Origin of the sequence: Colwellia sp. MB3u-55, from assembly GCF_014076785.1 — a bacterium.
Classification (GTDB): domain Bacteria; phylum Pseudomonadota; class Gammaproteobacteria; order Enterobacterales; family Alteromonadaceae; genus Colwellia_A.
In genome coordinates this window covers 68,710-87,209 of sequence record NZ_JACGUS010000116.1, presented here as the reverse complement: position 1 = coordinate 87,209, position 18,500 = coordinate 68,710, and the positions used below count along the sequence as shown (strand labels likewise).

The 18,500-nt window shown below is 39.2% G+C and carries 14 protein-coding genes; 10 read left to right on the top strand and 4 right to left on the bottom strand.

Annotation, left to right across the window (positions count from 1 at the left end; translation table 11 throughout):
• Window positions 1-121: 121 nt before the first annotated feature.
• Both yihA and H4J66_RS12400 read left to right on the top strand, forming a co-directional pair.
• Window positions 122-754: a ribosome biogenesis GTP-binding protein YihA/YsxC gene (yihA, locus tag H4J66_RS12405; protein ID WP_220463295.1), complete on the top strand. Its 633-nt coding sequence runs from the start codon at window positions 122-124 to the stop codon at window positions 752-754.
• 206 nt (window positions 755-960) lie between these two features.
• The gene (locus H4J66_RS12400; protein WP_182175148.1) at window positions 961-3,309 is read left to right on the top strand and encodes a Tex family protein; all 2,349 of its coding nucleotides are present in this window, start codon (window positions 961-963) and stop codon (window positions 3,307-3,309) included.
• Between the two features lie 487 nt (window positions 3,310-3,796).
• Here the strand turns inward: H4J66_RS12400 and H4J66_RS12395 are convergent, their stop codons facing one another.
• On the bottom strand, window positions 3,797-4,843 hold the full coding sequence (locus tag H4J66_RS12395) for a DcaP family trimeric outer membrane transporter (protein WP_182175147.1): 1,047 nt from the start codon (window positions 4,841-4,843) through the stop codon (window positions 3,797-3,799).
• A 301-nt stretch (window positions 4,844-5,144) separates the two neighbouring features.
• Here H4J66_RS12395 and H4J66_RS12390 point away from each other — a divergent pair, with 301 nt between their 5' ends.
• The 4 genes from H4J66_RS12390 to H4J66_RS12375 all read left to right on the top strand — a co-directional run bounded on the left by H4J66_RS12390 (window position 5,145) and on the right by H4J66_RS12375 (window position 8,692).
• Entirely contained in the window at window positions 5,145-7,433 is a 2,289-nt protein-coding gene (locus tag H4J66_RS12390; protein ID WP_182175144.1) for a DPP IV N-terminal domain-containing protein, read from the top strand.
• Window positions 7,434-7,607: 174 nt separating this feature from the next.
• Complete coding sequence (locus tag H4J66_RS12385; RefSeq protein ID WP_182175141.1) at window positions 7,608-7,922, top strand: TraR/DksA C4-type zinc finger protein; 315 nt, start codon at window positions 7,608-7,610, stop codon at window positions 7,920-7,922.
• Window positions 7,923-8,000: 78 nt separating this feature from the next.
• Window positions 8,001-8,183 (top strand): YdcH family protein, encoded by a 183-nt coding sequence (locus tag H4J66_RS12380; RefSeq protein WP_182175138.1) that lies wholly within the window; start codon window positions 8,001-8,003, stop codon window positions 8,181-8,183.
• 209 nt (window positions 8,184-8,392) lie between these two features.
• The gene (locus H4J66_RS12375) at window positions 8,393-8,692 is read left to right on the top strand and encodes a hypothetical protein (RefSeq protein ID WP_070375435.1); all 300 of its coding nucleotides are present in this window, start codon (window positions 8,393-8,395) and stop codon (window positions 8,690-8,692) included.
• Window positions 8,693-8,836: 144 nt separating this feature from the next.
• Here H4J66_RS12375 and H4J66_RS12370 read toward each other — a convergent pair whose 3' ends face one another.
• Together H4J66_RS12370 and H4J66_RS12365 are read right to left on the bottom strand one after the other, a co-directional pair.
• Window positions 8,837-9,541: an exonuclease domain-containing protein gene (locus H4J66_RS12370; protein WP_182175135.1), complete on the bottom strand. Its 705-nt coding sequence runs from the start codon at window positions 9,539-9,541 to the stop codon at window positions 8,837-8,839.
• Window positions 9,542-9,549: 8 nt separating this feature from the next.
• On the bottom strand, window positions 9,550-11,427 hold the full coding sequence (locus H4J66_RS12365) for a putative nucleotidyltransferase substrate binding domain-containing protein (RefSeq protein ID WP_182175132.1): 1,878 nt from the start codon (window positions 11,425-11,427) through the stop codon (window positions 9,550-9,552).
• 314 nt (window positions 11,428-11,741) lie between these two features.
• Between H4J66_RS12365 and H4J66_RS12360 the strand changes: the two genes are divergently transcribed.
• The 4 genes from H4J66_RS12360 to H4J66_RS12345 all read left to right on the top strand — a co-directional run bounded on the left by H4J66_RS12360 (window position 11,742) and on the right by H4J66_RS12345 (window position 15,295).
• Window positions 11,742-11,993, top strand: coding sequence for a DUF4212 domain-containing protein (locus tag H4J66_RS12360; protein WP_070375432.1), 252 nt, complete (start codon window positions 11,742-11,744; stop codon window positions 11,991-11,993).
• Window positions 11,993-13,732 (top strand): sodium:solute symporter family protein, encoded by a 1,740-nt coding sequence (locus H4J66_RS12355; RefSeq protein WP_182175130.1) that lies wholly within the window; start codon window positions 11,993-11,995, stop codon window positions 13,730-13,732. The genes H4J66_RS12360 and H4J66_RS12355 overlap by 1 nt, the downstream gene beginning before the upstream one ends.
• A gap of 299 nt (window positions 13,733-14,031) precedes the next feature.
• Window positions 14,032-14,472, top strand: a complete 441-nt coding sequence (locus tag H4J66_RS12350; RefSeq protein WP_182175127.1) for a hypothetical protein — start codon at window positions 14,032-14,034, stop codon at window positions 14,470-14,472.
• 400 nt (window positions 14,473-14,872) lie between these two features.
• Window positions 14,873-15,295, top strand: coding sequence for a VOC family protein (locus H4J66_RS12345; RefSeq protein WP_182175124.1), 423 nt, complete (start codon window positions 14,873-14,875; stop codon window positions 15,293-15,295).
• A 93-nt stretch (window positions 15,296-15,388) separates the two neighbouring features.
• Here H4J66_RS12345 and H4J66_RS12340 read toward each other — a convergent pair whose 3' ends face one another.
• On the bottom strand, window positions 15,389-18,496 hold the full coding sequence (locus H4J66_RS12340; protein WP_259368506.1) for an efflux RND transporter permease subunit: 3,108 nt from the start codon (window positions 18,494-18,496) through the stop codon (window positions 15,389-15,391).
• Between the last annotated feature and the right edge of the window lie 4 nt (window positions 18,497-18,500).

Genomic DNA, 18,500 nt, shown 5'->3' with positions numbered 1-18,500 from the left:
ACACTAATATCATCACGGTGTAATAAGCATAGTAAAAATTAAGCTTAAAAAATGACACTTTTTACTGTTTCACGAGAAAAAAAAGATATAATGCTTTTTTTATTTGTTATTGGACACCATTTTGTCATCACCTGTTATTCATTTAAGTAAAGCCACTTTCACTTTAAGTGCGCCGGATATTCGTCGCTTGCCTGAAGACAACGGTATAGAAGTGGCCTTTGCGGGACGTTCAAATGCGGGTAAATCAAGCGCACTAAATACCTTAACCAACCAACGCGGTTTAGCTCGTGTCAGTAAAACACCAGGTCGAACGCAACTTATTAACATTTTTGAAGTCGCACCTAACAGACGTTTAGTTGACTTACCCGGTTACGGCTTTGCCAAAGTTCCAATTGAAATGAAGAAGAAATGGCAAAAAGCGCTTGGCGAATATTTAGAAAAACGTGATTGTTTAAAAGGCCTAGTTATTTTAATGGATATTCGTCATCCGTTAAAAGATCTTGATATGGACTTGATCCAATGGGCCGCGGACAGTGATTTACCAATATTGGCGTTATTAACAAAATGTGACAAGCTTTCACAAGGTAAAAGAAGTGCTGAAGTGCTTCAGGTTAAAAAAGCCTTAGCATCGTTAAATGCTGATATTACCGTACAAGCTTTTTCATCATTAAAATATACGGGGTTAGAAACAGCAAACGACCTGATTTGTCAGTGGTTGTCTGCCGATTTACCAACAGACCTACCCGAAAATTAAGCGTTCTAACATCGCCATTGAATGCCAAGTGACCTTACTGAGGTCTAACTTGGCTAATGTTTTTCACACGAAAACGTGATAAACAAAACATTCTTTTTTCAATCATTAATCTTCACCCACAAACCTAACAAGCAAATTGATGCTGCTATCAAACCATAGCAACATAATGCTTTAAAACTTATTCTTTCAAAAAGGCTCGTCAATTAATGGCTACCATTGCTGAACTCATCGCAACAGAACTTAACGTTAAAACCGCTCAGATAACTTCAGCAATTAACTTGCTTGATGACGGCGCAACCGTACCTTTTATTGCGCGTTACCGTAAAGAGGTTACTCAAGGGTTAGACGATAATCATCTGCGCCACATTGATCAACGTTTAAGTTATTTACGTGAGCTTGAAGACCGTCGAAAAGTCATTGTTACCAGCATCACCCAACAAGATAAATTAACGCCTGCATTAGAAAAAGAATTACAAACCGCAGACAACAAAACCCGTTTAGAAGATTTATATTTGCCGTTTAAACCTAAGCGTCGCACTAAAGGCCAAATAGCCATAGAGTCGGGTTTAGAACCACTTGCCAATAACCTTTATAATAACTGGGCGTTAACGCCAGAAGTTGAAGCAAAAACTTTTATCAATAATGATGCAAGTTTTAGCGATGAAAAATTAGTCCTTGAGGGCGCTATTTATATCCTCATTGAACGTTTTGCTCAAGACGCCAATTTATTACAAAAGCTGCGTAAGCATTTATTAAAGCAAGCGCATTTAACCAGTGTTGTCGCTAAAGGAAAACAGCAAGAAGGCGCTAAATATCGCGACTATTTTGAGCACTCAGAATTATTAAAAAATGTTCCCTCTCATCGTGCTTTAGCGATGTTGCGTGGTCGCAATGAAAAAATATTACAACTCAGTATCAACGTAGACCCAAACCAAGAAGATAGTCAGTACTCAAGTGCTGAACAAATTATTTGTGAACACTACAATCTGCGTTTAACCGGACAGGCGGGTGCAGAATTTATCACTAAAGTAGTACGCTGGGCATGGAAAATAAAATTAAGCCTAAGCTTAGAAACTGAATTATTGGGTAATTTACGTGAACAAGCAGAAAATGGGGCGATAAAAGTTTTTGCCACCAATTTAAGTGATTTATTAATGGCCGCGCCCGCTGGTGCAAAAACGACATTGGGCTTAGACCCAGGTATGCGAACGGGTTGTAAAGTAGCGATTGTTGATGCTACCGGTAAATTATTACAAACCGCGACAATTTTCCCACACGCACCACAGAATCATTGGGAAAAATCAGTACGAACCTTAGTCAGTTTATGCCAACAACACAAAGTTGAATTACTCGCGATAGGTAATGGTACTGGCTCACGTGAAAGTGACAAACTCGCGGCAGAGGTTATTCAAGCCTTAGAAGCAAATAAACCACAAAAAGTGATGGTCAGTGAGGCAGGTGCTTCTGTTTATTCTGCTTCAGAATTTGCAGCAAAAGAATTTCCTGATTTAGACGTCTCCATTCGTGGTGCGGTTTCTATTGCACGGCGTTTACAAGACCCATTAGCTGAACTAGTGAAAATTGACCCTAAAGCGATTGGTGTTGGTCAATATCAACATGACGTAAGTCAGAGCCAGCTAAGTAAAACCCTCGACAATGTCATAGAAGATTGTGTAAATAATGTCGGTGTTGATTTAAATAGCGCCTCGGCTGCGCTATTAACACGAGTTTCAGGATTAAATAAAACGATGGCTGATAACGTCGTTGCTTACCGCGACGAACATGGTCGTTTTGATGACAGAAAAGAACTCAAGAAAGTAGCGCGTTTGGGTCCAAAAGCTTTTGAACAGGCAGCGGGATTTTTACGTATTTCAGGTGGTAAAAATCCACTAGACAATTCAGGTGTTCATCCAGAAAGCTACCCAGTTATTGAAAAGATCATTGCCCACCTTAATAGCAAAATTAGTGATTTAATCGGTAATAGTGAACAATTGAGTAAAATTAATATCGCAGATCTCAATGATATTAATATTGGCGAATTAACGCTTAAAGATATTATTAGTGAGCTAGAAAAACCCGGCAGAGATCCTCGACCTGTCTTTAAAGCCGCACAGTTTAAAGAAGGTGTAAATACCATTAATGACTTAACTGTCGGCATGGTACTTGAAGGTGTTATTTCAAACGTTGCCAATTTTGGTGCCTTTGTCGATTTAGGTGTTCATCAAGATGGCTTAGTACATATTTCATCACTGACTGACAAATTTGTTAGCGACCCGCGTGAAATTGTTAAAGCAGGTGATATTGTTAAAGTAAAAGTGATGGAAGTTGATGCGGCTAGAAAACGCATTAGCTTATCCATGCGTTTAGATGAAACAGTGACCACCAAGCAAGAACAAAACCAGCAAACGAATAAGCCGCAGCCTCGCTCACAAAATACCACACCCAAAATGGCTAAGCCAAACCCGCAACGTAATACAAAGCCACCTGCTAAAAAGAGTGAAAATGCCGCTATGGGTAACGCTTTTGCTGATGCCTTTGCTAAGTTTAAAAAGTAGTAGAGGGGGATGTTGATACTGAAGTTATCAGTATCAACGACTAGATCCTTAAATAAATTCAGGATGACGGTTATGTATTATAAATACTGCGTCGTGCTGAATTTATTCTAAATACCTCGTCATACCCAACTTATTCTAAAGACTCCGTCATGCTGAACTTATGCTAAAAAAGACTTCGTCATGCTGAACTTGTTTCAGTATCTGTGCTTCTTGTCATATTCATAACATTAGATCCTGAAATAAATTCAGGATGACACTTGTTTTTGTCTCAAGATGACATCCTGTACATATGCGTTCTTTGGCATCCATGCCACCACGCTATACCGTACATCCTGTACATATGCGTTCTTTGGCATCCATGCCACCACGCTATACCGTACATCCTGTACATAAAAAAGGGGAAGCAAAAGCTTCCCCAAAAAACCTCAGAATAGGAGGTCAACTAACGCAAAACGTGTGAATTCTTTGCTTTTCTGAGACGGTATACTTATAAAACGTATTTTGCTGAAAATTGTAAGTAGTCAGAATCAACATTTTTATCTGCCATTTCAAAATTACCTACCTCAACACCAAAGGATAATTGCTGAGTAACATTTTTAAATAAATTTACGCCCCAATGTGTACGGTCATAGTCTGCAACTTCTGTTGTGGTGTTACCATAAAAGGCTGTGCTTCGTAAATCTTCGGTCCAGAAATGACGGTATGCAACGCTGATTGAGGTTGTTTCTTCAACTTCTTCGCCAATTAAATCTTTTGATGCGGTTACGCCAATATAGCGACCTACTTCACCACCATGAAATTGAAAACGAAAATCATCTTTGCCAAAAGTATTAATGCGACCTGAAATACCATAACCTAGCGCTGATTCTTCATTACCACCAACGGTTTGTAATCGTTTGGCTACCGCGGCAATAGCGACATTACCCCAATCACCTTTAAAATTGTAACGAGCAATAACATCAGGCATAGAATCATTGCCACTGACACCGCCATATGATTCTGGATTCTCAACAGAGACCTGAAAGTTACCCATAGTGTAACGAACTTGTCCTTGACGAATAAAAGCTGCCGATAACAATGGACCACCAAAATCAGCGGCTTCTGCAAGTGCACTGGTGTTTACAAAAGTTGACCACGTGTCACCAATTAATAGATCTTTATATTTAATAAATGCATGACGAATACGCGGGTTTGACGAATTTGAGATAATTTCATTACCCCCTCCTCTAACAGCGTCTCCATAGAAATCCATTTCAATAAAACCGGTTAAATCACCATGTTTATATTTAGTATTAATGCGTGATTCATTTACAGCAATACCAAAGTTAGAAATACTCTTGTCTAGTGCTGTGCCACTACCATACCAATAATCAGTTGCTGCAACAGTACCGTCTATGTAACGTGCGTCGGCTTTGATATAGCCACCGAAAGTAATACTGTCGTCGTTGTCTAATTTAATTTCGTAAGCTGCATTTGCTGTGCCAGCCAGTGCGAATAATCCTGTTGCTAATAGAAGCTTTTTCTTGTTAAACATTTTGCTATCCCCGTTTGTTGTGTATTAGCCTCAGAAAAACTGCAGATACGATCTTTTGGCTACTTTTTATCGTTTTATTTTTATTTTATGGATATAACTTAAAACGTTAATCGCTATTTAGAAATTAGACATAAGTCTAAAGGAGGATGTTTTTGGCCTGTTAATAACGATTCTTTCATCTTATAAAAGTGTTTATTTAACGATAATTACACTTGAAACGGTTAGGAAATGTTAGGCTGATCATAGCTTTGCTTGTATTATCCTCGAGTGAATAACTAATAATGAAAAAAGGTAAATTTAGATGAGAAAATCTCTTATTCTTGCCAGTGGCGTTGCAATTATCTCTGCACTGACACCAACCCTGTTGTCGGCAAAACAACTAAGCGTTGACGACTATAAAAAAGCTGAACAACAATTATCAAGCTATACCAGTAAGTTAGTAACAGGTACTGTTGATTATCCGTTATGGTCAAGCAATGACACTTTGGTATACCGCAGCCATACTGAAGAAGGCGATAAATTTTTTAAAGTTGATATTAATAGCCAGAAAAAGTCTCTTGCATTCGATCATAAAAAATTAGCCGAATCACTTGCTCGCATTACTGATAGTGAAGTAAACCACGATAACTTCCCTTTCACTCAAGTAGAGTTTATATCTGCAAACAACATCAAATTTTCAGTAAAGGCAAAGAGTTACCAATGTGATTTAACTCATTATTTATGTCAGCTTGATGAACTCAGCCAAAAAAGTACGGAAAAATTATCACCTGATGGTAAACGTGCCGTATTTATTCGCAATCATAATCTATGGTTACGTGATTTAATAACAAATAAAGAAAGCCAACTCACCACTGACGGTATTAAAGACTTTGGCTATGCAACCAATAATGCTGGCTGGGTTCGTCGTGATTCTCCCGTAGTGACTTGGGCGCCTGACTCAAAAAAATTAACCACCTTTAAACATGATGGCCGCAACGTAGGTGACATGGGCATAGTGTCAACCGCCGTTGGCCATCCAAAAATTGACGTTTGGAAGTATCCGTTACCGGGTGATGAACATATATTTGCTATCCATCGTGTCGTTATCGACGTTGAAAGTAAAAAGGTCACGCCACTTGATATGGCACCCGATGCTCACCGTTCAACAATCACCGACCATGTCGCTGGACGTAACGGCGAACTATTAGACATAGATTGGGCTGACGATAGTAAAACATTTGCCTTTGTTTCTTCTACGCGCGATCACAAAACTGCCACGTTAAAAATTGCTGATGCTAAAACCGGTAAAGTTAAGCGTGTTATGTCAGAAACGCAAAAAAGCTTTTTTGAATCAGGTGTCGATGGCATTAGTTGGCAGTATTTAGAAAAAAGTAATGAGGCTATTTGGTTTTCTCAGCGCAGTAACTGGGGACATTTATACCTAATAGATTTAGCAACGGGGAAAGTTAAACAACAAATTACCCAAGGTGACTGGACAGTTATCGAATTACTCCATGTTAATCAAAAAACGGGTAAGCTTATTTTCACTGGCGCAGGTAAAGAAGGCAGTGACCCTTATTACCATTATCTTTACAGCGTTAACAAAGATGGCTCTGAGTTAACCTTATTAACACCCGAGAAAAAGCATCATCGCATTACGTTAAACAAAGCCGGCACACACTTTTTAGACCGCGCAGCAACACCAACAACCGCTGAAATAAGCCGAGTACGTGCCGTTAGTAATAACAAAGAATTGGCCATAGAAACCATGGATATTAGCCAATTAAAAGCGTCTGGCTGGCAAGCACCGGTTGAATTTATTGTTAAAGACAGAAACGGTAAAAATGATATTTATGGTTTAATGTACAAGCCAACAAATTTTGACGCCAGCCAATCTTACCCTGTGGTTAATTATTTATACCCAGGTCCACAAGTAGGTAGTATTCGTGGCCGTCATTTTCGTAGCGCTCGTGGCGATAATCAAGCTATTGCTGAGTTAGGCTTTATTGTTATAGAAATCGACGCCTTGGGTACACCGGGTCGCTCAAAAACTTTCCATGAATTTTATTATGGCAATATGGGCGACAGTGGTATTCCTGATCAAGTTTCTGCCATTGAACAGTTAGCTAAGCGTCATAATTGGATTGATGCGACACGCGTTGGTATTTGGGGCCATTCTGGTGGTGGTTTCGCATCAACTCGTGCGTTATTAACTTTTCCAGACTTCTACAAAGTAGCCGTATCCCAGGCAGGTAATCATGATAACCGTAACTATGCTGATGAATGGGGCGAAAAATACCATGGTCTTGAAGTTATAAATGAAGAGGGCATTAGCAATTACGACAGCCAAGCAAACCAGTTATCGGTTGACAGTTTGCAAGGTAAATTATTGATCGCTCACGGTACAACCGATACCAATGTACCACCTTACAATACTTTAATTGTTGTTGAAGCTTTGATTAAGGCTAACAAAGATTTTGATATGTTAATGTTACCTAATCGCGGCCACGGTTTTGCGCGTGAACCTTATATGATGCGCAAACGTTGGGATTATTTTGTTGAACATTTAATGGGAGCAACGCCGCCCAAAGAGTTTCAGTTTTCTAAATAAACAGCTTTATAACCCAATAAAAAAGACACTTACAGCGTCTTTTTTATTGGCATTACATTATATTTATCAGCCCTAATTTGCCAATTATTCGCCTGCACTTGCGCTAAATCAAAACAATTAGCCAACGTTGTCATAAAATAAAGTCATCGCCGTTATCGTTCAAAGGAAAATGACATGACTCATCAAGAAATATTAACCTCGCTAACAGAGAAAAAAACTCAGCTAGAACATCGCATAAGTGCTATTGAAGCTGATTTACACCAAGGTCGCTCACAGGACTTTGCCGAACAAGCGACCGAAACCGAGAATGATGAAGTGCTAGATGAAATTCATCACCAAGCAAAAGCTGAACTAAAGCATATTACTGCCGCATTAAATCGTCTAGAAAATAAAAAATATGGCGTTTGTGCAAGCTGTGACACCCTAATAAACATCGAAAGATTACACGCTTTACCTTACACAACAACTTGTATTAATTGCGCAACATAAGGGATAAAAAATAATAATAGAAAACATGATTTACACCACAAGTTTCCAGAATTTGCTGATGAAATACGCAGCCTAAAAATGAATGATGCTCATTTTGCTCGCTTATTCAAAAAATATCACGAGCTCGATCAAGAAGTACATCATATTGAACAGGGGGCAGAAAATACTTCTGATGAATATCTCGATCAAAAAAAAAAGCAGCGTTTACATTTAAAAGATGAATTATTTACCATCATCAAAAAAGCGAAATTAACCAACTAAAATTTTATCATCAAGTAAGAGCATGAAACTAAGGTTAGCTGTAGGTTCAAGGCAAGATAATAATGTTAACACTACTGCAATCGTTTAATTACTAACGAATAACACTAGACAAATTTTCAAATCTATTTATTGTAGAAGGGGCCGTAGGTATTTTAATTAATCATGATAAATACAAATAGGCTCTTAATAACAATAAAATAGGTGGTTACATGGCTAGACTAAAACAAGCAAAAGTAGCATTACAAGAAGCATACGATACCTTTAATCAAGCCGTTGAAAAACCACTCCCCGCATTAGCACTATCAAATACCGACTCTATTCAGAACTTACTTAACATCGTTATTCGCAGAGAATCACTTTCTGTCGCCAAAAAATGTAGCTTCCCTAACAAGCTCTCTGCTGATTTAAGAAAAAAATTAGCGGATGTCTTATTACTTATTGATAAAGTAGATATTGAAATCATAAAAGCCAATGCTAAGTCTACATCAACTTCAGTTGATAAAGCCTAAACGGTCACCATAAACTATTTCAAATAAAAGCTACAGTAAGTTATCAGGGGTGTTTTTTCAAAGATAATAGTCAACTTGAAAATATCACCGTTACCTTTAACAGATTTACTTGCCGTTAATTTTTATGGGTTCATTGGGCCGAAATTACAATAATAAATCGTGCAATTTAAGTGAGTTGTTATCAGACATTTCACTCATTTGTACCATTAACAGTTCTGCCGTAGCTATAGCGTCATTTAAAGCGTTATGGGCAAAATGATTTGGTAAACCATGATCGTGGCGCAAAGTTGACAATCTTAATTCCGAGGGGTCGTAAGCGACATCCTTTTTATCAAGTTGACGCTTCGCTATCATGAGGGTGTCTATCATCGGAAAGGGTGGTACTACGCCATAAAGTGCCAAACAAGCTTGTTGCAAAAATTGTCTTTCAATGCGAGCAAAATGTACCAACATTACTTTTCCAGCCAAAGCTTTGAGTAAGGCTTCAACCACCTCTTTTAATGGCGCGCCTTGTTCTTTTTGTTGATCGGTTATTTGATGAATAATAACGTTATCTGCGCAAAGGTCATCCTTCGTTTTAATGATTTGATGATAGCTATCTTTTAACGATATTTGCTGCTGTTTTACGCCAATAAAGCCAACACTCAGTAACTTATCGTTAAGGGCATGAAGGCCAGTGGTTTCAAAATCAACAGACAAAATTTCAATATCATTTAATGGTGTATCAGGTGCAGGAAAACGAACAGCAAGAAAGTCTTTTAAGGCCCCTTCTGGCGCTCGCGCCCAAGCACGTTTTCGTTGAGTTTCATAACCGAGTAACCAATAAAACAAAGGGTGATTGCTGAGCATATTTAACCTTAGTACGTTGACTGTCTGCTGTCTTGTAATGCTTTGATGACTTTAAAAGCATCCTTTAAATGTTCACGTTCGAGCTTAGATAATTTTTTTGGTGACAAATAATTATTTGGCTCTTTACCTGCTTGTAGTAAATTGGCTTGGTGCTCTAAACGCAAGATACCTAAAAATTCATAAGCATCAATTAAATTAGCCGCCGACTCTTTAGAGATAGAAGGGCTTCCGGCTACTTTTCTAAGCCGCTCTATAGTGTTCACTGATGCGATCCCTTCGGCTAACGCATAAATTCTTGCCAGATCAACAATCGGCGCTATACCATTGTGCTTAATATCTAGACTCGATTTATGCTCACCATCAGAAATTAACACAAAATCCCGAAAAAACCCCAGTGGTGGCCTCAGCATAAAAGCATTTCTAGACAGGTGTGCGAGAAATAAACTATTACCTTTGGTTTTTGCCAGCAGCTTGCTACGTACTTCGTTAAGTAAAGAATCGTCGCCATGTACTGTAGCAAAATCAAAGAAGACACTACCATTAAGTAACGCCTGTGGGCTTGGCGTATTCACCCATTGCTCAAAATATTGATGCCACATTTTTTGTGGTTGTCGCCATTTAGGGTTTGAAGCCATAATATCGCCAGGACACAGAATAAAACCGCAGGCAGCAAGACCATCACACACAAACGAGGCAAGGTTTTCAAACCAAGCTTCATGCTCAGGTTGTAGCTGATCAGAAATAATTAAAGCATTGTCTTGGTCAGAATGAGCAAGCTGCTCTTGCCTTGCTTGAGAACCACAAGCTACCCATGCATAAGGAACTGGCGCTTTACCATTAATCTTTTCTGACATTTCAATAATTCGAATCGTAAATGCCATCGTTATCGCGCTAATACTTTTACCGATATGATCAGCGCTGGTGCCAAGTTTAGCCATACGAATTTGTAATTTTGGTAATAATTTACTGATACGGATCAAATCGTTAATGGTTGCCGCTTTACGAATGATACTGGTGATATTGACGGCGTTATGGCCTTCATTATTCATTAAGTCAGTGATAGTTACCATCGCCACTAGTTCGCCATACTCTCCAGAATCACTAAAGCCAGTAATAGGAAGGTGGTGAATACGCTTGCTAATCATTAACATAAGCGCATCATAAGCGCTACTTTGCTCGGGTAACGTTGCCATATCTGTGGTCATAATCTCGCTAACTGGCTGGGTAAAACTTAACCCTTCAGCGACACAACGTCGACAAATATCTTTATCAGTTACTATACCAACAGGTGCACTGACACCACTTTTTTTATCATCGATGACGACTAAGCAAGAAATATCTTTTTCAGTCATTTTTAGCGCCGCTTCTTGTATGCTTTGATGACTGTTAATGGTTAATACCGGTTGGTGATAAAATTGACTAATCGGGTTATTAATCAGTGAAGAATTAATAATTGCGTCTTCATTAACCTTACTCATTTTTCCTTTTAAACGTTCTGCAGCAGTTTGCATAAAAAAAGCGTCTATTTGTGGGTAGTCTGCAACTAAAGACAGCAGAGTTTGATAATCAAGACTGTACAGTAAAGTGTCTTCTTCAGTATTTACCTCCACTTCATTGCGTTGTGCGGGTCGACAAAAGACACTGCAAATTTCACCTTCGGTATATTTTCCCACTAACTGACCATTATGGTCGGTATAAACCAAAGCACCTTTGCGTAAGATGTAAAGACGCGCCTCTTCGATACCATTAGGTGGTAACGGTTGCTTGGCCCTTACATAGCAAATATTTATTTCTTTAACTAACTGTAACATCACCGATTCGGGTATGGTGTCGAATGGTGGAATCACTTGAAGGAAAGCACTAATCTCGGCGAGTTCATGATCCATATTCTTTCAGCCTTTAACAAAACATACTTAGTAGATAGCTATTTTTAGTGTATTTAGCCCACTTACGTCAACCCTAAAGTATAAAATCTAGACTAAAGTGTAATACCTCAATTCGAAAAACCTTGTTAGTGTCAATAATAGTTAAATTTCACTATGAATTTTGATTTTGGTTTTATCGCGATCCGAATTAATAGTAAACGTAACTACTGCCTTAATTGGTAAAACAGGTGATAAATCAAGCGTAAAAAAATAATAAACGCTTCACATAATAACTGGGCTAAAACCCAGATAAGTTAAGTTGCTAGGAGAGGATAATGGAAGAGAAACAGACATATTGGTCAGAAAATCTGCGCCTAATATTTATAAGTCTTGTTATCTGGTTCGTCGTTTCATTTGGGTTCGGTTTGCTATTAGTAGAACCTTTAAATGAAATACGTATCGGTGGCTACAAACTAGGTTTCTGGTTTGCACAGCAAGGTTCAATTTACACTTTTGTCGGTTTAGTTTTTTGGTACACCAAAAAAATGAACGATCTTGATAAAAAATATAACGTCGAGGAATCATAATGGATGAGTTAAAACTCTATACATACATTGCTGTGTTCGGTTCTTTCGCCGTTTACTTTGGTATTGCTTGGTGGGCTCGTGCCGGTTCAACTAGTGACTTTTACGTTGCTGGTGGTGGTGTTACCCCACTACAAAATGGTATGGCAATTGGTGCCGATTGGATGAGTGCCGCGTCATTTATTTCAATGGCAGGGATGATTTCTTTCCTTGGCTATGGTGGCTCAGTTTTCTTAATGGGTTGGACTGGTGGTTATGTACTACTGGCCATGCTACTTGCTCCTTACTTACGTAAGCACGGCAAGTTCACTGTACCTGAATTCATTTTTGACCGTTATTACTCAAAAACAGCACGTGTCGTTGCCGTTGTTTGTTTAATCATCGCGTCATTAACTTACATCATTGGTCAAATGAAAGGTGTGGGTGTTGCTTTCTCTCGCTTCCTAGAAGTTGATTACGATTTAGGCCTTTACATCGGTATGTTCGTTGTTTGGGTTTATGCCGTATTGGGTGGTATGAAAGGTATTACTTACACGCAAATTGCTCAGTACATAGTATTGATTTTTGCTTATACTATTCCTGCTGTCTTTATTTCACTACAATTAACGGGTAACCCTATTCCACAGTTAGGCTTAGGCTCAACGTTGGCTGACGGTAGTGGTGTTTATTTACTTGATAAATTAGACTTAGTTGTTACTGAATTAGGCTTTAAAGAGTACACCACTGACAACATGGGCGGCTCAGTAAATATGTTCGCATATACGCTATCTCTAATGATAGGTACTGCCGGTTTACCTCACGTTATTATGCGCTTCTTTACCGTACCTTCAGTTAAAGCAGCACGTCAATCTGCAGGTTACGCATTAGTCTTTATCGCCTTGTTATACACAGTTGCTCCGGCAGTTGGCGCAATGGCCCGTTTGAACCTAATGAACACTATTGAACCCGTAGCTGGTCAGAACCTTGAGTATGCTGAACGTCCACAATGGTTTAAAGATTGGGAAAAAACAGGTCTTTTACAATACGAAGACAAGAATGGCGATGGTAAAATACAATACACTGCTGATAAAGCGACGAATGAAATGGTTAAAGTTGACCGTGACATTATGGTACTTGCTAACCCAGCAATCGCAAACTTACCAAACTGGGTGATTGCTTTAGTTGCCGCCGGTGGTTTAGCGGCTGCGTTGTCTACTGCCGCTGGTCTGTTATTAGCGATATCCTCCTCTATCTCCCACGATTTATTGAAAGGTATTTTAACACCTGACATGTCAGAGAAAGATGAGTTACTCGCAGGTCGAATTGTGATGACAATATCAGTGATGGTTGCTGGTTGGCTTGGTTTAAATCCGCCTGGCTTTGCCGCAGGAACGGTGGCGCTAGCCTTTGGTTTGGCCGCATCATCAATATTCCCTGCACTAATGATGGGTATATTTGCTAAGAAGATGAGTGGTCCAGCAGCAGTTTGGGGCATGTGTTCGGGTATCGGTGTAACTATGTTATACGTGTTCCAACACAAAGGCTTTATGTTTATCCCAGGCACTTCTTTCCTAGGTGATATGGGTCCTAACTGGTTCTTTGGTATTTCTCCTAATGCCTTTGGTGCAGTTGGCGCTGCTGTTAACTTTGCAGTTGCTTTCGCTGTATTAAGAGTAACAGGTCCAGCACCCGCTCATATCCAACAAATGGTTGAAAACTTCCGTACGCCGCACGGTGGTGTTACAGCAGCACATGATCACTAATTAGTCTTACGACAATTTTTTGATTAATAATACTAAAGCCCTATTTAACTTGTATAAATAGGGCTTTATATTTACTTATTACGATATGATGAGTAAATTCTTCTGCTTAAGCAGACATAATATTTAACACCGAACGGGCTAAATGGCCATTATGATTAAAACTAAACTGACTCAGTGGGCTGCAGAACTAAAACCTAACGAGCTAAGTCGGCGTCATCCTAAATTCATTTCAAGATATCAAGTTAAACAACTGAAATAAATTCAGCATGACGAAGTAACATATACTCATAGGAAGCTTTATGAACAAACACACTAAAACAGCTATTATCGTTGCCCCTATCCTGACCATTTTAGGCTTTGCCTTAGCTGATTTATGGGAAGAGAATAGTGCGAGTCAAGCACGCGCTTTTGAATTAGTTCCCTTTGGACATTGTGACGTTAGTCAGCAAAAATGTATTTTAAAATCAGGAGAATTTGAAGTTAATGTTATGGATGATAAAGGTATAACGACCGTAAATTCTACTTTCCCTATCGACACTGCGACTTTATTTCTCGTCGATAAAGAAAACCAAGCAACGTCCTTTCGACTCGGCATGAAAGACTCGCCTTATTACTGGAAGCGTGAAACACCACTTGGTCGTTTGATTGCAGATAAAGGCCAAAGCTACAAATTACGTTTAATCCTTGAAATTAAGGGCGGTAAATATTTTTCTGAGTTTTATACGCAAACACTTAACTAATACCACCGATAACCCCACAAGTGGCAGGTCGTTGATTTATCGTTGTCATGGTAGTTATGACAACGATTCATTGATAATAACAACCACTGATAACATGACTAACACCAAGCCAACTCATTATCTGAACATTCATTCGCCACGACATCTTATTACGTCCCCAAATTAATCACGCCACCCCACGACTATAGGACGATTATTTTTTGATAAAAAGGTAACCTCGATACTTTTACACCTCAGCACTTAGCAAGGTTGTCTATGATTAAATTCACTTCTTCAGTGTTCACCCTGTCCATTAGGACTTAATTGACATAATATAATTTTAAGCTTATTAGAAATAACCTTTTACTTCAGCTTGAGCTGAGTTTCATCGTTTCTTCACTGTTAGTAAACAAGGATACCTATGCTGCACATTGAACACTTAAATTTAGTCGTTAACGACATTCCACAAACACTGACATTTTACCAAGCAGCCTTTCCTCATTGGAAAATAAGAGCTGAGGGCATTTCACAATGGTCTGGTGTAGACCGCAATTGGGTGCACTTTGGTGACGACTATCAATATCTTACTTTCAACGATAACGGTATTGAAGAAAATCGAGATTTATTGGGGCATCAAGTAGGATTAGCGCATTTTGCTTTTGTGACTGATAATTTAACAGCAATAAAAAATAGACTAGTAAAGGCGGGCTTTGACGTGCATAAAGAAGGCGTTGAGCATCCACACCGAGCTAATTTATATTTTCTTGACCCCAATGGCTTTGAAGTAGAGTTTGTCCAGTACTTTAGTGATATTCCTCAACAACGAAACAGTGGCGACGAGTGATCCACTTTAAAGTATTAACTGCGTTTGTTGCCTAAAAAAAGGGCGTTACTTGATAAAGTAACGCCCTTTCTTACCTAGCAACACTCCCCCTGACTAAACTTCGCTTTTAGCGATAGCCATCTCGGGTCTATTTTCGACTGAAGCTTGTCGACGCTCGGCAAATAACAAATAGAAACTAGGTAAAACAAACAGCGTGAATAGTGTGCCAATAAACATACCCGCCACTAAAATAATACCTATACTGTTTCGCGCTTCTGCTCCAGCTCCCGTCACCAATACTAAAGGAAAATGTCCTAAAATAGTTGCCGCGGTCGTCATTAATATCGGTCGCAAACGTGTCGTTGCTGCCTCTGTAACCGCCGCTAATTTATCGGCGCCAGCTATTTGAGCATGATTCGCAAATTCGACAATGAGAATACCATTTTTAGCGATTAAACCAATTAAGGTGATCAAACCAATTTGTGAATAAATATTAATGGTGGTTAACTCAATGTAAGGTAAAAGTAATGCTCCTGACAACGCTAAGGGTACACAACCTAAAAGCACCACAAGCGGGTCTCTAAAGCTGTTAAATTGTACCGCTAAAACTAAAAACACAATCAATAATGAAACACCTAATACCATCACTAGGGTACTGCCTTCTTTGCGAAGCTGACGTGATTCTCCGGCATAGTCAATACTGTAACCTGTAGGTAGCATATTTCTCGCCGCTTTTTCTAGTGTTGATAGCGCTTGTTCTTTATTAACGCCTGGCGCAACGCCACCATAAACTTTAAATGAAGCCTGCTGAGCAAAAGTTGATAATTCACGCGGTACGGTTTTCCATGTTAAATCAGCAACAGCCGAAACGGGGATTAATTCTCCCGAAGGTATCTTAATATTTAACGCTAAGATCTCTTCAGTTTTACCCCGAATATTATTATCAACCATTGGAATAACACGATATGCCTTACCGTTAGCATCGAAACGGTTAACGAAGTTACTCGACAATAGAATGCCCATTTGTTGACTAATATCAGCAACATTAAGCCCCAAATCAGCAATTTTTTCGCGATCTAGTTGTAACTCAACTTGGGGTAAATCTATTTTTAAATCACTGTCTGCAAAAAGAAAATCACCGCTGGCAAATGCTGCTCCCACCAATTGATCAGCATAGTTTTTCATTTCAGCATAGGATGCCGAAGATTTAACTACCATTTCAATTTCAAATTGCCCTGCGGTTGGCAATGAACCGGGTAATATAGGTAACATATTCAAACCGGGTATTTGCGCCAATTTGCCATACATTTCTGGAATAAGTTCTTGTGTAGAGTAATTACGATCGTCAGCACCAACCAACTCTAAGCCGCCAAAGCCACCAGAAGTGAAGAGTAATTGCCAAACTTTCAAACCACCTTCAATCTCTTGTAAGGTCTCCACCACAGGTCCCATTTGAGCAACGTTGTACGCTAATGAAGAGTCAGGTGGTGACATAACGACAAACATCACACTCGCTTGATCTTCAACAGGCGCTAGCTCTTTCTTTGATTGCAAATAAAAAGGCACTGAAAGCAAAGAAACCACAGCCGCAATTAAAAAAACCTGCCCTTGCCACTTAAAAATACGTTGCAGTAATTTACCATAAGCCTGTTGAATATTATCAAAGAGTTTATTCACTTTTCGTGTTAACCACCCCTCTTCACCCCCTTTAGGCAAGATATGTGCGCTCATCACCGATGATAAAGTAATCGCGACAATCCCTGAAATAATGACCGCAATAGCCAAGGTAAAAGCAAATTCTTTAAATAAAACCCCGGTTAACCCTGATAAAAATCCAATAGGAGCATAGACCGCAGCTAACGTTAAGGTCATCGAAATAATGGGAACAAGTAGTTGACGTGAACTTTCTAAAGCAGCGTCAAATTTTGAATAACCTTTGCGCATTAAACGGGCAACGTTTTCCACCACCACAATCGCATCATCAACCACCAAACCTACCGATAATACAATCGCTAACACGGTTAATAAGTTAAGCGAAAAACCCATAAATGACATCGCTGCTACCGCGCCAAGTATAGATATAGGAATAGTAATAAGTGGCACCATCGCACTTCTAAATGACCCCATTAATAAAACAACGACCAAGCCGACTAAAATAACAGTTTCCATTAAAGTAATAAAAATTTCACTTAACGCATCACGCATATAAAGTGTACCGTCGAAGGCAAAATCTATCGACATACCTAAAGGTAATGTTTTATTTAATTCGGCAATTTTACTATAAAGACTATCGCCAATATCAATTTCATTAGCGCCAGGTAAGGGCCAAATTGAGATATAAACCGTGTCACTATCATTTAGCCTTGCCGTAACGCTGGCATCTTCTGCCGCTATTTCAACACGAGCAATATCAATTAAATGAATGGTAGCACCGTCGATATTTGCCACCACTAATTGCTCAAACTCAGTCACTGACGTTAATTGACTGTTAGCGACAATATCAATGCGCTGTCGGCTATTTTCAGCATAACCCATAGTTGCAATACTGTTATTGGTTGCTAGTGCTTGGTAAACCTCTGTCGAACTTAAGTTAAACACTGCAAGCGCTTCGGTATTCAACCAGATGCGCATTGCTGGCGTTCTTGCCCCTTCAATACCAACACGTTGTACGCCTTCTATGGCGTTTAAAACCGGATTAACTTGTCGGGTTAAGTAATCAGTGACTTTTGATAAGTCATTACCATTAGCATTAACATTCAGATAGAAGACAGCAAAAGGACGATCTGCACGACTCACTGAGACTATGGGGTCTTGCGCCCCTGTGGGTAATTCATAGCGAATTTGGCTTAAACGTGCAGTTAACTCCGCTAATGCTAAGGTACTATTTTCATTTAAGTTGAGCCACGCGGTAACTTTACTGCTACCTGAAGTCGTTTTAGACTCAACATACTCAACACCGGGCACCGTTGCGGCAGCTCGTTCTATCGGTTCAGTAACAAAACCTTGCACCACTTCAGCTGAAGCGCCAATGTAATAGGTATCAATAACTAACGACGCACTCTCTATCTTTGGAAACTGCAAGACAGCTATCTTACTGATTGACCAAAGTCCCGCTAAACAAATAATAATAGACAAAACTAACGCGACAACAGGACGGCGAACAAAAATATCCATTACCGATACTTTACTGTGTGAAATTGGATTTGAAGTTTTTTTCATCATAACT

Excerpts from the sequence above, each read along its gene's own strand:
- H4J66_RS12395 (WP_182175147.1), bottom strand. The coding sequence starts at position 4,843 with ATGTTTAACAAGAAAAAGCTTCTATTAGCAACAGGATTATTCGCACTG.
- H4J66_RS12400 (WP_182175148.1), top strand. The coding sequence starts at position 961 with ATGGCTACCATTGCTGAACTCATCGCAACAGAACTTAACGTTAAAACC.
- H4J66_RS12375 (WP_070375435.1), top strand. The coding sequence starts at position 8,393 with ATGGCTAGACTAAAACAAGCAAAAGTAGCATTACAAGAAGCATACGAT.
- H4J66_RS12350 (WP_182175127.1), top strand. The coding sequence starts at position 14,032 with ATGAACAAACACACTAAAACAGCTATTATCGTTGCCCCTATCCTGACC.
- H4J66_RS12365 (WP_182175132.1), bottom strand. The coding sequence starts at position 11,427 with ATGGATCATGAACTCGCCGAGATTAGTGCTTTCCTTCAAGTGATTCCA.
- H4J66_RS12370 (WP_182175135.1), bottom strand. The coding sequence starts at position 9,541 with ATGCTCAGCAATCACCCTTTGTTTTATTGGTTACTCGGTTATGAAACT.
- H4J66_RS12385 (WP_182175141.1), top strand. The coding sequence starts at position 7,608 with ATGACTCATCAAGAAATATTAACCTCGCTAACAGAGAAAAAAACTCAG.
- H4J66_RS12340 (WP_259368506.1), bottom strand. The coding sequence starts at position 18,496 with ATGATGAAAAAAACTTCAAATCCAATTTCACACAGTAAAGTATCGGTA.
- H4J66_RS12355 (WP_182175130.1), top strand. The coding sequence starts at position 11,993 with ATGGATGAGTTAAAACTCTATACATACATTGCTGTGTTCGGTTCTTTC.
- H4J66_RS12345 (WP_182175124.1), top strand. The coding sequence starts at position 14,873 with ATGCTGCACATTGAACACTTAAATTTAGTCGTTAACGACATTCCACAA.
- H4J66_RS12360 (WP_070375432.1), top strand. The coding sequence starts at position 11,742 with ATGGAAGAGAAACAGACATATTGGTCAGAAAATCTGCGCCTAATATTT.
- H4J66_RS12390 (WP_182175144.1), top strand. The coding sequence starts at position 5,145 with ATGAGAAAATCTCTTATTCTTGCCAGTGGCGTTGCAATTATCTCTGCA.
- H4J66_RS12380 (WP_182175138.1), top strand. The coding sequence starts at position 8,001 with ATGAATGATGCTCATTTTGCTCGCTTATTCAAAAAATATCACGAGCTC.